At 51.1% G+C, this 15,852-nt stretch carries 9 protein-coding genes and 1 pseudogene; all 10 read right to left on the bottom strand.

All coding sequences use genetic code 11. From position 1 onward, the window contains the following. Window positions 1-96: 96 nt before the first annotated feature. On the bottom strand, window positions 97-3,729 hold the full coding sequence (gene rpoC, locus LAJLEIBI_RS16130; protein WP_149301987.1) for a DNA-directed RNA polymerase subunit beta': 3,633 nt from the start codon (window positions 3,727-3,729) through the stop codon (window positions 97-99). 14 nt (window positions 3,730-3,743) lie between these two features. Beyond that, window positions 3,744-7,607 carry a DNA-directed RNA polymerase subunit beta gene (gene rpoB / locus LAJLEIBI_RS16135; protein ID WP_006443215.1) on the bottom strand — a complete coding sequence of 1,288 codons (3,864 nt, stop codon included), beginning with the start codon at window positions 7,605-7,607 and terminating at the stop codon, window positions 3,744-3,746. 202 nt (window positions 7,608-7,809) lie between these two features. Continuing rightward, window positions 7,810-8,832 carry an ABC transporter ATP-binding protein gene (locus LAJLEIBI_RS16140; protein WP_050765545.1) on the bottom strand — a complete coding sequence of 341 codons (1,023 nt, stop codon included), beginning with the start codon at window positions 8,830-8,832 and terminating at the stop codon, window positions 7,810-7,812. Window positions 8,833-8,855: 23 nt separating this feature from the next. Next, the gene (locus tag LAJLEIBI_RS16145; RefSeq protein WP_006443217.1) at window positions 8,856-9,848 is read right to left on the bottom strand and encodes an ABC transporter ATP-binding protein; all 993 of its coding nucleotides are present in this window, start codon (window positions 9,846-9,848) and stop codon (window positions 8,856-8,858) included. Window positions 9,849-9,858: 10 nt separating this feature from the next. Continuing rightward, complete coding sequence (locus LAJLEIBI_RS16150; RefSeq protein WP_006443218.1) at window positions 9,859-10,794, bottom strand: ABC transporter permease; 936 nt, start codon at window positions 10,792-10,794, stop codon at window positions 9,859-9,861. Continuing rightward, window positions 10,787-11,767 (bottom strand): ABC transporter permease, encoded by a 981-nt coding sequence (locus tag LAJLEIBI_RS16155; protein WP_006443219.1) that lies wholly within the window; start codon window positions 11,765-11,767, stop codon window positions 10,787-10,789. The genes LAJLEIBI_RS16150 and LAJLEIBI_RS16155 overlap by 8 nt, the downstream gene beginning before the upstream one ends. Before the next feature lie 6 nt (window positions 11,768-11,773). Then, entirely contained in the window at window positions 11,774-13,342 is a 1,569-nt protein-coding gene (locus LAJLEIBI_RS16160) for an ABC transporter substrate-binding protein (RefSeq protein WP_040435057.1), read from the bottom strand. Window positions 13,343-13,786: 444 nt separating this feature from the next. Beyond that, complete coding sequence (locus tag LAJLEIBI_RS16165) at window positions 13,787-15,151, bottom strand: DUF4368 domain-containing protein (protein ID WP_006443222.1); 1,365 nt, start codon at window positions 15,149-15,151, stop codon at window positions 13,787-13,789. A gap of 24 nt (window positions 15,152-15,175) precedes the next feature. Then, window positions 15,176-15,307 carry a transposon-encoded TnpW family protein gene (locus LAJLEIBI_RS18845; RefSeq protein WP_006443223.1) on the bottom strand — a complete coding sequence of 44 codons (132 nt, stop codon included), beginning with the start codon at window positions 15,305-15,307 and terminating at the stop codon, window positions 15,176-15,178. Window positions 15,308-15,358: 51 nt separating this feature from the next. Next, a pseudogene (locus LAJLEIBI_RS16175) lies at window positions 15,359-15,823 on the bottom strand (MobV family relaxase); the annotation flags it as partial. Between the last annotated feature and the right edge of the window lie 29 nt (window positions 15,824-15,852).

A 15,852-nucleotide genomic window follows, 5' to 3' on the forward strand; every position in this document is an offset into this window, starting at 1 on the left:
GATATTTTTTATCAAAAAGAAAAAAGATGTGAAAACGCCGGTCCCGTACTGCTTTACGCAATCGGGACCGGCGCCTTCACATCTTATATTATAATATTATTCTTCTACTTCCACGAATTCTTCCGCTTCTGCTTCTGCCTCCGGTTCTTCGTCGAACATAAGCTCATCGTTCATCGTAAACTCTGTGTCCAGCCTGACATCACGGTATTTCCTCATACCTGTACTGGCCGGTATATGCTTACCGATGATCACGTTCTCTTTCAGGCCGATAAGCGGGTCGACCTTGCCCTTGATAGCGGCTTCCGTGAGGACCTTTGTGGTCTCCTGGAAAGATGCCGCTGACAGGAAGGAATTTGTAGCAAGAGACGCCTTTGTGATACCGAGCATGATCTGCTCGCCTGTGGCAGGCTCTTTCCCTTCTTCAGCAAGTTTCTCGTTCACATCCTCAAAGTCAAGGATGTCAACAGTTGTACCCGGGAGGAATTCCGTGTCTCCCGCTTCCTCTATACGGACTTTCTTGAGCATCTGGCGTACAATGACCTCGATATGCTTGTCATTGATCTCAACACCCTGCAGACGGTATACGCGCTGTACTTCCTGAATCATGTAGTCCTGCACCGCGCGCAGTCCCTTTATCTTAAGGATATCATGCGGATTGACACTACCTTCTGTAAGTTCGTCACCGGCCTCCAGCTCTGCCCCGTCCTGTATCTTGATCCTGGAACCGTAAGGGATGAGATACGCCTTAGATTCCCCGGTCTCATTGTTTGTCACGATGATCTCACGTTTTTTCTTCGTATCGTTGATCGATGCCGTGCCCGCAAACTCTGTGATAATGGCAAGACCCTTCGGCTTTCTCGCCTCAAAAAGCTCCTCCACACGAGGAAGACCCTGTGTGATATCGTCGCCGGCCACACCACCCGTATGGAACGTACGCATCGTAAGCTGCGTACCAGGTTCACCGATAGACTGAGCCGCGATGATACCGACAGCTTCACCTACCTGCACAGGCTCGCCTGTTGCCATGTTGGCGCCGTAGCATTTCGCGCACACGCCGCTGTGAGACTTACAGGAGAGGATCGTACGGATCTTGATCTTCTTGAGCGGCCCGCCCTTCTCGTCGACACCTTTTCTTATGATAAGCTCTGCTCTTTTCGGTGTGACCATATGGTTTGCCTTCACAAGGATATTGCCGTCTTTATCCACAATGTTTTCACAGAGATAACGGCCTGTGATACGTTCCTGAAGACTTTCGATCTCCTCGTTTCCGTCCATGAACGCTTTCACATACATTCCCGGAATCTCGGCGCCCTTCTTTGCACAGTCCACTTCATGGATGATAAGCTCCTGTGATACGTCAACGAGACGTCTCGTCAGGTAACCGGAGTCCGCCGTACGAAGAGCAGTATCGGAAAGTCCTTTACGCGCGCCGTGCGCGGACATGAAATACTCCAGTACGTCAAGACCTTCACGGAAGTTTGACTTGATAGGCAGCTCGATAGTACGTCCTGTCGTATCAGCCATAAGTCCACGCATGCCAGCAAGCTGCTTGATCTGCTTGTCGGAACCACGGGCGCCGGAATCTGCCATCATAAAGATGTTGTTGTATTTATCCAGACCTGACAGCAGCGCTTCTGTCAGCGCGTCGTCCGTTGCCTTCCATGTCTCTACCACTTCTTTATAACGCTCTTCTTCTGTTATGAGACCGCGCTTGTAGTTCTTCGTGATCTTATCAACAGTATCCTGCGCCTGCTCGATCATCTCCGGCTTCTGCGGCGGCACCGTCATGTCAGAGATAGATACCGTCATAGCCGCTCTTGTAGAATATTTATAACCCGTTGATTTAATGGCGTCGAGCACCTCGGCGGTAGCCGTTGCTCCGTGTGTGTTGATAACCTTTTCAAGTATCTGCTTCAGCTGTTTCTTTCCAACGTGGAAGTCCACCTCAAGCAGCAATTCATTTCCTTCTGCCTCACGGTCTACAAAACCGAGGTCCTGCGGGATGATCTCATTGAAGATGAACCTTCCGAGTGTAGACTCGATTGTTTCCGTCTTCACCTCTCCTCCATGCATAACCTTGGACATGCGCACTTTGATACGTGAGTGGAGTGTCAGCGCGTTATTTTCATAGGCGAGTATCGCCTCATTCACACTTTTAAATACTTTGCCCTCGCCTTTTGCTCCGGGTCTTTCCTGCGTCAGATAGTAGATACCGAGTACCATATCCTGTGAAGGTACGGCAACCGGTCCTCCGTCGGACGGTTTCAGCAGGTTGTTCGGTGACAGAAGCAGGAACCGGCACTCTGCCTGCGCCTCCACGGAAAGCGGAAGATGAACCGCCATCTGGTCACCGTCAAAGTCAGCGTTGTAAGCAGTACATACGAGAGGGTGAAGCTTGATCGCCTTACCTTCTACGAGAATCGGTTCAAATGCCTGAATACCAAGTCTGTGAAGCGTAGGGGCACGGTTAAGCATGACCGGATGTTCTTTGATGACATCTTCCAGCACATCCCATACTTCCGGCTGCAGCCGTTCCACCATTTTTTTCGCGTTTTTGATATTGTGCGCCGTACCGTTTTGTACAAGCTCTTTCATGACAAACGGCTTAAACAGCTCGATCGCCATTTCTTTCGGAAGGCCGCACTGGTATATCTTAAGCTCAGGCCCAACGACGATAACGGAACGTCCTGAATAATCGACACGCTTGCCGAGCAGGTTCTGGCGGAAACGGCCGGATTTACCTTTCAGCATGTCGGAAAGAGACTTCAGCGCCCTGTTGCCCGGTCCTGTGACCGGACGGCCGCGGCGTCCGTTGTCGATGAGCGCGTCAACCGCCTCCTGAAGCATTCTCTTTTCATTTCTTACGATAATGTCCGGAGCGCCAAGTTCAAGAAGACGTTTCAGACGGTTATTTCTATTGATGATCCTTCTGTAAAGGTCGTTTAAGTCAGATGTGGCAAAACGGCCGCCGTCCAGCTGTACCATAGGACGCAGATCCGGCGGGATTACAGGGATCGCCGTCATGATCATCCACTCCGGCTTGTTTCCGGATTCGCGGAATGCTTCTACTACTTCCAGACGCTTAACGATCCTGGCGCGTTTCTGTCCGGTAGCCCCTTCAAGGCCTGACTGAAGTTCTTCGTATTCTTTATCCAGGTCTATGGCCTCCAGAAGCTCCTTGATCGCCTCTGCGCCCATGCCCACGCGGAAGGAACTTCCCCAGGACTCTCTCGCTTCCTGGTATTCCTGCTCGGACAGCACCTGCTTATACTGAAGGTCGGTCTCTCCCTTGTCGAGTACGATATAAGACGCAAAGTACAGCACTTTCTCCAGTGTTCTCGGAGACAGGTCCAGAATGAGTCCCATACGGCTCGGGATCCCCTTAAAGTACCAGATGTGGGATACCGGAGCCGCGAGCGCTATATGTCCCATACGCTCACGCCGCACGCTTGCCTTCGTAACTTCAACACCGCACCGGTCGCAGACTACGCCTTTATAACGGATCTTCTTATATTTGCCGCAGTGGCATTCCCAGTCCTTGCTCGGTCCGAAGATCTTCTCGCAGAATAATCCGTCTTTTTCAGGCTTCAGTGTTCTATAGTTAATGGTCTCAGGCTTTGTAACTTCACCCCTGGACCAGTCTAATATCTTCTCAGGTGATGCCAAACCGATTTTGATTGCATCAAAAGTCATTGGCTGATATGATTGTTCATTACTGTTTACTGGCATACAGGCACCCCTTCCTATTCTTCATCTAATTCCATTGCAAATTCTTCAGTTTCTTCAAATTCCACGTCGAAGTCGTCTTCCTCTGCCTCTTCTTCTACATCCACAAGCTCTTCTCCCTGGAATTCCTGCTCTGTATATCCTTTTGCACCGAGATTATCTTCCTCGCGGTAATTTCTGTCTCCTTCTATGAGAGAATGGAAGTCCGTCTCACCCATATCCACCGTCTCCATGATCTCAACTTCCGTGTTGTCATCACGCAGCACGCGCACATCCAGGCCAAGTGACTGAAGCTCTTTCAGCAGTACCTTGAAAGATTCCGGTATGCCTGGTTCCGGGATGTTCTCCCCCTTGATGATCGCCTCATACGTCTTGACACGGCCGATCACATCATCAGACTTAACCGTCAGGATCTCCTGCAGTGTGTAGGATGCGCCGTATGCCTCAAGCGCCCACACCTCCATCTCACCGAAACGCTGTCCGCCGAACTGGGCTTTACCGCCGAGAGGCTGCTGTGTAACGAGTGAGTAAGGACCTGTAGAACGGGCATGGATCTTATCGTCAACGAGATGATGCAGTTTCAGGTAATGCATGTGTCCGATCGTGACCGGACTGTCAAAGAACTCTCCGCTTCTTCCGTCACGGAGACGCACCTTGCCGTCTCTTGAGATCGGAACACCCTTCCACAGTTTTCTGTGTTCACGGTTGTCTGACAGATACTGGAGCACTTCCGGAAGCAGGTCTTCTTTGTGCTTCTTCTCAAATTCTTCCCAGCTCAGATTAACATAATCATTTGCCAGGTCTAACGTATCCATAATATCAATTTCGTTCGCGCCGTCGAATACTGGTGTCGCTATATTGAAACCGAGCGCTTTCGCCGCCAGTGACAGATGGATCTCAAGCACCTGCCCGATGTTCATACGGGAAGGCACGCCGAGCGGATTGAGCACGATATCCAGCGGACGTCCGTTCGGAAGGAACGGCATATCCTCAACCGGAAGCACACGGGAAACAACACCCTTGTTACCGTGACGGCCGGCCATCTTATCGCCGACAGAGATCTTTCTCTTCTGCGCGATGTAGATACGCACCGCCTGATTCACGCCAGGGGAGAGTTCATCTCCGTTCTCTCTTGTAAATACTTTCGCGTCTACGACGATACCGTATTCACCGTGCGGCACTTTCAGGGAAGTGTCCCTTACCTCACGCGCCTTCTCGCCGAAGATCGCGCGCAGCAGTCTCTCCTCTGCCGTCAGTTCCGTCTCTCCCTTCGGAGTAACTTTTCCGACAAGGATATCTCCCGCACGCACCTCAGCGCCGATGCGGATGATACCTCTTTCATCCAGATTCTTGAGCGCATCGTCGCCGACGCCCGGGATATCACGGGTGATCTCTTCCGGCCCGAGCTTAGTATCACGGGCTTCCGCCTCATATTCTTCAATGTGGACAGATGTATACACATCGTCCTGCACAAGTCTCTCACTCAGAAGGACAGCATCCTCGTAATTGTATCCTTCCCACGTCATAAAGCCGATGAGCGGATTCTTTCCGAGCGCCATCTCTCCGTTTGAAGTTGACGGTCCGTCCGCGATCACGTCGCCCGCCTCCACACGGTCGCCTTTGAACACGATCGGCCGCTGGTTGTAGCAGTTGCTCTGGTTGCTTCGGAGGAACTTTGTCAGTTTATATCTCTTCAGAGAGTTGTCATCCTGACGGATAGTGATCTCATTGGAAGTAGAACGCTCTACCACACCGCCTGCCTCGGCCACCATACACACGCCGGAATCGACAGCGGCTTTTTCTTCCATACCGGTGCCTACCACAGGCGCCTCGGTCATAAGAAGAGGCACAGCCTGACGCTGCATGTTGGACCCCATGAGCGCACGGTTGGCATCGTCGTTCTCCAGGAACGGGATCAGAGCCGTGGCAACAGAGAATACCATCTTCGGTGACACGTCCATATAGTCAAATCTTGTTCTTTCATATTCCTGTGTCTCTTCGCGGTAACGGCCGGATACATTCTTATGAACAAAATGTCCCTCGTCGTCCAGCGGTTCATTCGCCTGAGCCACATGGTAATTGTCTTCTTCGTCCGCCGTCATATACACAACTTTATCCGTCACGACCGGATTATCCGGATCTTCATGACTGATCTCACGGTACGGCGCCTCTACGAATCCGTACTGGTTGATCCTTGCATACGTTGCAAGAGAGTTGATAAGACCGATGTTCGGACCTTCAGGCGTCTCGATCGGACACATTCTGCCGTAATGTGAATAGTGAACGTCACGGACCTCAAATCCGGCGCGGTCTCTGGAAAGACCACCCGGTCCGAGGGCGGACAGACGTCTCTTGTGAGTCAGCTCGCCGAGCGGGTTATTCTGGTCCATGAACTGTGACAGCTGTGAGGAACCAAAGAATTCCTTCACGGCAGCTGTGACAGGTTTTATATTTATGAGTGACTGCGGGGATATCCCCTCCAGATCCTGTGTCGTCATTCTCTCGCGGACAACTCTTTCAAGCCTTGACAGACCGATCCTGTACTGGTTCTGTAATAATTCTCCGACCGCGCGGATACGTCTGTTTCCAAGGTGGTCGATATCATCGTCATTGCCGAGGCCATATTCAAGATGAATATTGTAGTTGATCGAAGCCAGGATGTCTTCCTTTGTTATATGCTTCGGGATCAGATCGTGGATATCTCTCTTGATGGCGTCCTTCAGCTCATCGATATCGCCTGCCGTCTCCTCAAGGAGCGTTTCCAGCACCGGATAGTAGACAAGCTCGGTAACCCCTACTTCCTTCGGGTCAATGTCAACGACAGAGGCAAGGTCCACCATCATATTGGAGAGCACCTTAATATTGCGCTCCTCGTCCGGTCTTTCGATCCACACGAACGGTGCCGCCGCATTCTGGATAGCGTCAGCAGTCTCTCGCGTCACCTTCGTCCCTTTTTCTGCCACGACCTCGCCTGTCAGAGCGCTTTTAACATCCTCTGCGAGCACCTGGCCCGTGATCCTGTTTTTCAGGGCAAGCTTTTTATTAAATTTATAGCGTCCGACTTTCGCCAGATCATAACGTCTCGGGTCAAAGAACATGCTGGTGATAAGACTCTCCGCGCTGTCCACCGCAAGCGGCTCGCCCGGACGGATCTTCTTGTAAAGCTCCAGCAGTCCTTCCTGATAGTTTGTCGCGGCATCCTTTTCAAAGCTGGCAAGGATCTTGGGCTCCTCGCCAAACAGATCCACGATCTCAGGATTTGTACCGATCCCCAGAGCACGCACCAAAACGGTGATCGGCACCTTTCTCGTTCTGTCTACACGCACATAAAAAACGTCATTGGAATCAGTTTCGTACTCCAGCCATGCACCACGGTTTGGGATCACCGTAGATGAATACAGTTTCTTACCTACTTTATCATGCGCGATCGCATAGTAGATTCCGGGTGAACGTACTAACTGGCTGACAATTACACGTTCCGCCCCATTGATAACGAACGTTCCTGTACTTGTCATCAGCGGCAGGTCACCCATAAAGATTTCATGCTCATTGATTTCATCGGTTTCCTTGTTGTGAAGACGTACTCTTACTTTCAAAGGTGCCGCATATGTCGCGTCACGTTCTTTGCATTCTTCGATCGTGTACTTCACATCATCCTCGCACAATGTAAAATCAACAAATTCCAGACTCAGATGGCCGCTGTAGTCGGCGATCGGTGAAATATCATCAAATACTTCTTTTAATCCTTCATCCAGAAACCACTGGTAGGAATCTTTCTGGACTTCGATCAGATTAGGCATCTGAAGAACTTCTTTTTGTCTGGAATAGCTCATGCGTGAACTTTTTCCGCTTTTGATAGGACGAATTCTGTTTTTCTCCATATTGACGTTTCACTCCTCATATATTTTTTGGGCGGGCTACGAGTTGCCCATAACATACTGCTGATTCAGTGAAACCGCTTTATTCAAGCCATTTCACGCGATATCATGGCATAACTTTCCACAATAGCGCATTTTTTACTATAGCACATAGAATTTGAGCTTGTCAACCAAAAACTGTAAAAAAAGCGGCAATGCGCTGATTTTAACCCACATTACCGCTTCTTAAGCCGGCCCCTCCGGGAACCGGACCGGCCGAATCACTTTCTTCCTTATATAAATGGCATGCTGTAAAATGCCCTTTCTCCACTTCCCGAAGCTTTGGTTCCTCATACCTGCACAGTTCCATTGCCCTTGGGCACCTGCCAAAGAATGGGCATCCGCTTCCCGGACCGATCGGACTTGGCAGTTCTCCCTCCAGAGGAATCCGTTTTTTTCCCGCCTCGGCTTCAGGATCCGGGATCGGGACCGCCGAGAGAAGCGCCTGTGTATACGGATGCTTTGGATTCCTGCAGAGCACGTCCGCCCCGGCGGTCTCGACGATTTTACCAAGATACATGACAGCGGTGCGGTCGGATATATATTTGACCATCGAAAGGTCATGCGCGATAAACATATACGTAAGTCCCCGCTCCTTCTGCAGCTTAATGAGCAGATTGACGATCTGTGCCTGGATGGAGACATCGAGCGCCGATATCGGCTCATCACAGACGAGAAGCTCCGGCTCTACCGCCAGCGCCCTTGCGATCCCGATCCTCTGACGCTGCCCGCCCGAGAACTCATGGACATACCGGTCCATATGTCCGGCCAAAAGCCCGACAGTCGTGAGCAGTTCCTTTATCCTATCCGCGCACTGCCTCCCGCTGTCCGCCATTTTATGGGCAAGCATTCCCTCTGCTATGATATCCCTGACTTTCATCCTCGGATCAAGAGAAGCATAGGGATCCTGAAATATCATCTGCACTTCTTTTGTAAACCTTTGCCGCTCTTTCCCTCTCAGACCGCTAACGTTCCTTCCTTTATACAGCACTTCCCCCTCTGTGGCATCGTATATCCCCATGCACGTTCTTGCGCACGTTGTCTTTCCGCAGCCGGATTCCCCTACGATGCCGAGCGTCTCGCCTTTACGGATACAGAACGATACATCGTCCACCGCTTTCAGTATCCCGTTTTTCCCTGTTTTAAAATATTTCTTTAAATGTCTCACTTCCAGCAAACGCTCTTCCATGATCGTATACATCCGCCTTTCTTCTATTCTCTCCTGCTTTGCGCCATCGGATGGTACAGCCAGCAACTGGCGCGGTGTCCCCGTCCTAACGTATAAGCCGGGGGATTCCTGTGTCCGCAAAGGCACATGGCGCTTTCGCAGCGCTCATAAAAGGGGCAGCCCTCCGGCGGATGGATGCTGTCAGGCGGAGCTCCTTCCACAGGTGTCAGCTCCTGTTCCCCCATATCAAGCCTCGGCACCGCCTTCAGAAGCGCCTTCGTATACGGATGCCCCGGATGATAGAAGATATCCGAAGCCGTCCCCTCCTCCACCACTTCCCCTGCGTACATCACAATGATCTTATCCGCCATATCAGCCACAATGCCAAGATCATGCGTGATCAGAAGAACCGTCGTATTCCGTTCACTCTGCAGTTTCTTGAGCAATTGGATAATATCGGCCTGGATGGTGACGTCAAGCGCCGTCGTCGGTTCGTCCGCTATGACGATCTTCGGGCCGCACACAAGGGCGGCCGCGATCATGACCCGCTGCCGCATTCCTCCTGAAAACTCATGAGGATACTGATGCATCCGCTTCCCGGGTTCGGGTATTCCGACCATTCCAAGCATGTTTTCCGCTTCCGTCCACGCCTGCTTTCTGTCGGCGCTCCCATGCAGGAGCACGTTTTCCGCTATCTGCCTCCCGATCTTCATCGTCGGATTGAGCGCCGCCAGCGCATCCTGAAATATAATAGAACATTCCGCGCCCCTGTATGCCCGCCACTCTTTTTCCGTGTAGTCAAGAATATCCTTTCCCTTATACCAGATATGACTGTCTGCCTTGATCTCTCCGGGCGGTGTCTGTATAAGGCCCATTATGCTCCTTGCCGTGACAGATTTCCCGCAGCCGGATTCCCCTACGACAGCCAGCGTCCCTCCTTCATCCGCAGTGAAAGACACTCCTCTTACTGCCTGTACCTCTCCGGCGTAACTATGATATGAAACGCGCAGGTTCTCCACCTCTAACAGTTTGCTCATCTTGCCACCTCTACTTCGTTAATTTCGGGTCCAATGCGTGCTGCAGCATGTCGCCCAGTATGTTAAAGCACAGAACCGTCACAAGGATCAATACACCCGGCACGACAGCCAGAAGCGGCTCATGCAGAATATACTTCTGTGCGTTCTGAAGCATGCTGCCCCACGATGACATGGGAAGCTGCACCCCGTAACCAAGGAAACTAAGCGCGGACTCGTCCAGGATAGCCCTTGCGATACTGATACTTGCCGATACGATGATCTGCGAAGACATATTCGGAATAATATGTCTCATGATGATCCTGACGTCGCTGACGCCAAGACATTTGGCGGCGATCACAAAATCTCTCTGCTTAAGGCTCAGCGTTTCAGCCCTCACGACCCTGGCCACACTCGTCCATGAAAAGAATGCCAGCATGAGCACAAGTACCGGAAGACTTGGCTGTATAAATGCGTAGATGACGATAATAAACAGCAGATTCGGTATGGAAAGAAAGATATCCACGATCCGCATGAGGACTGTGTCCGTGTTCCCACCCACGTAGCCGCTCACGGTGCCGAGCAGCGTGCCGGCGAGAACAGATACGGCCATGGCCGCGAAACCGACCGCCAGCGACACTCTTCCACCGTACAGCGCCCTCGTGAGCGTATCTCTGCCCAGGTCGTCCGTACCGAGCAGATGTCCCGGCCCGGGTCCCTGCAGCGCATTTTGAATATCCAGCGCGTCCGGGTCATATGGAGACAGCGGCGCCAATACGGCGGACAGCAGAATAAGAAGCAGCGCCGCGATGCACACGGACGCAAGCCTGTTCTCCTTCAGAAGATACTTTATGCCGTAAAATGAATTTCTGCTGCGAAAATCATCTTTTCTGCCCCTCTCTTTCGGGGCGGGACGGAAGTCTTCCTCCGTAAATACCGCTTCACCGTTTTGAACCATACTTTTATCCATGGCGCACCTCATTTCCCCGCTTGATCCGCGGGTCCGCAATACCATAGAGAATGTCTGCCAGGAAATTCCCGATGAGCAGTATCGTACAGGACAGCATGATAATTCCCATGATCATCGGATAGTCCCTGTTGTTGATCGCGGTCATACAGAGCGTTCCAAGGCCCGGCCAGCCAAATACAGACTCCACGATAAAGGAGCCCGTGATGAGCGTGCCGAAGTTCATGCCCGTTATCGTGATAACCGGAAGAAGACAGTTTTTCAGGACATGGCGCCTTAATATCCACTGCTTTGACGCTCCTTTTGACGCTGCCGTCATCACATATTCTTCCTCCAGCTGGCTGATCGTATTGGACCTTATATAGCGCACGAACACTGCCATATTATTGAACGCAAGCACGACCGCAGGGAGCGCTCCATGCCAAATGACATCAGCCGCGGAGTTTACTCCCATCGTCCGCATTCCTGAGCTTGGAAACAGCCCCAGTCTTAACGAAAACACAATGATGAGCAGCAGTGCGAACCAGAACGAAGGAAGCGAGATGCCGACGTAGCTGAACCCGCTTATTATATTGTCTATCCATTTATTCTTGTGTGTCCCTGCCGCCAGTCCAAGCGGTATCGCCAGGACGAGCGACAACAGGAGCGCGGCGCCCATAAGGCCCGCAGTCCCGGGCAGGCGCTCCAGAATCTGCGGGCGGACCGGAAGGAAATTATTTAACGATATTCCCCAGTCGCCGGTCAGTGTCTTTCCCGCCCAGCTCACATACTGATGCACGACATTTCCCGTGAGCCCCAGGTCTTCCCTCAGCGTATTCAGCTGCTCCTCCGACATCTTAAAGCTTGATTTTCCGGGCGACGTGTACATGTAGAGAGGGTCGCCGGGCGCAAAATAGATGATGGCAAAGGCAAACATGGATACAAGTACAAACACGAGGGCCATCTGCAGTATACGTTTTAATAAATATCTCTTCATCGGTCTCTACTTAAAGCTCAGCTTAGTATAATCTTCAAATACGGGGTTCGTCTGCAGCTCGTCCGCCCCCTCAAGGCTGCTGGACGTCGCGAACACATAATTCGGATATGCGATCGGGTAAATGGACATATCTTCCACCGCTTTTTCCTGCAGTTCTTTGTAGATTCCTGCCCGCTCTTTGTCATCTGCCGCGGAGCGTCCCTGCTTCCACAAGTCAAGCTGATCTTCGCTCACCTCCAGATTTATGCCCCACGTTCCGTCAAACATGCCTGATATGACTTCGTCCGGATCTCCGAACGCACCGTATCCGTTAAAGTACAGATCATAGTCTGACGCATCTCCGAATACGCGGTCAAAAAATCCGTTGGACTCCATACCCTCTACTTCCAGACGGATCCCTACATCCTTAAGCTGCTGCTGTACAATGAGGGCCGTCTCTTTCATGAATGCTCTGTCCTGGTTATATACAAGCTTCAGCGTCTTTCCGTCGAGCCCCGTCTCCTTCACGAGCTTCTCTGCTTTGCCGGTATCCTGTTCATATCCCTTGATATCCTTATCATGGTACTGCGTTGCATTGCTGAATATGGTATTCGCAGCCGTTCCCATATCCGCGCCGTATGCGCCTTTTACGATCTCTTCCCCATCCAGCGCCGCATAAATGGCTTCTTTTACTTTCGGGTCTGAAAATGTATCGCTGAATTTATTGCATGCAAGATAATTGACACGTCCCTCCGGGAAAGTATGCACTGTGATATCTTTATCTCCTTCATACATATCTGCCGCCGCCTGGCTGGATACTTCCATGAAGTTGATCTCCCCTTTCTGAAGGGCAACTTCCTGGGCGCTCGTATCAGGTATGACCTTGTACACAACTTTATCGATGGCAGGTCTGTCCCCATAGTAGTCGTCAAACCGTTCCAGCTCCAGACATTCGCCGTTCTTAAATTCCTTCACCTTATATGGTCCTGAACCGATCCCCTTCAGGTTCGCCTCGGAATTTGCCTTGATGTCTGTGTCATTGCCGTACACATGCGCCGGAAGGAGCGGCAGCGTTCCCAGTATCGTCACATAGGACGCCGAAGGCTCAGGCAGCGTGATCTCTACTGTCAAGTCATCTGCTTTCTTATAGCTCACCGGTCTGTCACCGATATATACCGCATTGGCATAACCGGCTCCATTGTCAGGGTCCGCATTGACATCGAGTGAAAAAATGACGTCGTCCGCTGTGATCGGTTCTCCGTCGTGCCATTTCAGATCCTCTTTCAGCTTCAGTGTGACAGTCTTTCCATCATCCGACAGTTCCACACTGTCCGCAAGATAATACCGTGTCTCTGAATCGGTCTTCATGTAGAGCTCGTCGTACACTGCGCCGAGCATGAGCCAGCCCTCTTTCATCGTCTCCAGATGCTTGTTCAGATTGGTGACTGAGGACGACACTCCCATCACAAGTTCATTTTTACCTGATGTCTTTTTATCCGGTTCGGAAGTCCCGGCCTTTTCCCTGCCGCCGCATCCAGCGAGCATAACCGCCGCCATTGCCAGACAAAGCAGACCACTCCATGATCTCTTTTTCATATTCTCCTCCTTGTGCTTTGTTGTTCTTCTTTTTTCGTCTTCTGTTATTGTTCCCTCAGTTGACAGAGGCGTATACAACATGTGCATTATATGGGCCGGTTTTTTTGCTGTCAATTTAAGCTTTTATTATTTTAACGCAGTAAATTTGTTATTTATTTTTAATTTTACTTCTTTTTAACTGTTATTTTGTCTTTTTATTTTTATATATTCTTTTTGATTGATTTTGTAAGGAAAATATTCTGTATATATTGATAATTAATTTCTATATCCATATTCACATATAAAAAATATCTATAGAATTTACATATAATTTTATTGTATATATTTTCCAATTCATATATTTTGTCTATGATTTTGCAGTTTTTTTATAAAAAAAGAGCCCTGTGGCATTGGGCGGCCCCCAATAAAGAAGTATTGTTACAGCGAGCGGCATAGTCATTTTGGCTATGCCGTTTTGCTGTTTGTTTCGTTGGTGTCCGGTAGTTCAATCATACCGACACAGTTATAGCTGATTTCCACCTGCTGAACACGCTTGCCGGTGCTCTTGTCCGGGGCGTGGACAATGATTTTTTCCACAAACTCGTTTAAGATGGTGGGGGGCAGCTTTTCTATCTCGGTGTACTTCTTGACGATGGCGAGGAAGCGGTCAAGGTTCATGGCCTGTTCCTCCTGCCCCGTCAGCTCCGCTTGCAGGATAGCAACCTTTTCTTGTAAATCTTTCTGTTCGGCTTCATACCCGCCGGACAGCTTTGCAAACCGTTCGTCAGAGATTTTTCCGGCAACATTGTCCTCATAGAGCCTTTGGAAAAGCCTGTCCAATTCCTCCATGCGCCGCTGGGACTGCGACAGCCCCCGGCGCTTTTCGGAGATTTCCTTGCGACGGTCTGCCGCCGATTTCTCCCCCATAGACTGGACAAACTCGCTTTCGTATTCCCGCACATACTGGACTGTCCTTTGCAGGTGTTCCAGCACCAGCTTTTCCAGCACCACGGCCCGGATGAAGTGGGCCGAGCAAGTCCCCGTGTTGCTCTTGTAGGACTTCTTCGTGCCTTTGAAGTTCACCGTATGCCCCAGATATTCCATGCGTTCTAGAATGGCGGCAACCGCCTTGTTGTCCCAATGGTAGGGGTCGGCGGGTGTGGGGTTGCCGACAATCAGCCCGTGGGCTTCCCAGTAAGCGGTGGGGTTCAGCACCTGTTCTTTCCGCAGGCGCTTTGCAATCTGCAACGGCCCAACCCCCGCAATACAAAGGCTAAAAATCTCTCGCACTATCTTAGCGGCTTCCTCGTCCACCAGCCACCGTTCCTTGTCCTCCGGGTCTTTCCTGTACCCATAGGGGGGATTGTTGCACAGCCGCTTTCCGGCGCTGCTTTTTGCACGCCACACGGCCCGGATTTTCTTGCTGGTGTCCCTTGCATACCATTCGTTAAACAAATCCCGCACCGCCACCATATCGTCCAGCCCTTTGAGGGAATCAATGTTGTCCGTCACAGCGATATAGCGGACGTTGTGTTCGTCCAAAATTTCCTCTAAAAGCTGGCCTATCACAAGGCGGTTCCGGCCCAGCCGGGAGTGGTCTTTCACAATGATGGCTTCCACCATGCCGTCCTCCACCAGTTCCATCATTTCCTGATAGGCGGGGCGGTCAAAGTTCGTGCCGGAATATCCGTCGTCCACGAAAAACCGGGGATTGGGGAAGTGGTTTTCTTCGGCGTATCTCCATAAAATCTCTTTCTGATTTACAATACTGTTGCTATCGCCTTGCAGTTCATCGTCACGGGAAAGTCTGCAATACAAAGCGGTAATCATGTCCGGCTGTCCGTGACAAGGATGTTACTGGCCGCTGTCGCTTAAAATGAGCCGTTTTACTTTAGCAACCATATCCTCCTTTGCCCGTTCATTGAAGCGGGAGGAAACGATATAGGTAGTGCCGCCGATCCGCCGTTGCAGCGTGACGGGCGGCACGGATTTTTTCCGTGGTTCATTTTTTTCAGTTTGACTTTGATTGATAGGCTGTCACCTTTCCTTTCTATCATGCTGCTGCCGTTTCAGTTCCGCCAGCGCTTCCGGTGGAATACGGTCAAGCACCCGATGGATATTGTGCAGTTCGCTTTCCAGTTTCGCCCGCTCCATCGTGTCTTTCAGCTTGCCCTTTTCGCTGGCCTTTGCCCTTGCTTCCAGTTTCTTGTTTTCTTCCAGTAAATCGGTAATCGTTGCTTTGTACTTTTTGAGCTGGCCGGAGAAGTTCTCCATCAGCGGGAACCACTTTTTCAACATGGATAGGGCGTCCTCTTTCTCCTTTCCGGCGTTCAGCGGATTGATACCGTCCAGCGCCGCTTCAATGGCTCCCGCCTGTTTGGAGGGGGAAACCGCCTGCTTGAAAAGTCGAGTGGGAATATGCTTGCGGCCCGTCTTGCTGGCGCTTTCGCCACGCTCCAAGTCCGGGTATTTCTCCACCATATAGGCGTGAAAATCGTCCTGCGGCAACACCGCCCGCCGGAACCAGATAC

The organism is [Clostridium] hylemonae DSM 15053, assembly GCF_008281175.1.
GTDB classification, from domain to species: Bacteria; Bacillota; Clostridia; order Lachnospirales; family Lachnospiraceae; genus Extibacter; species Extibacter hylemonae.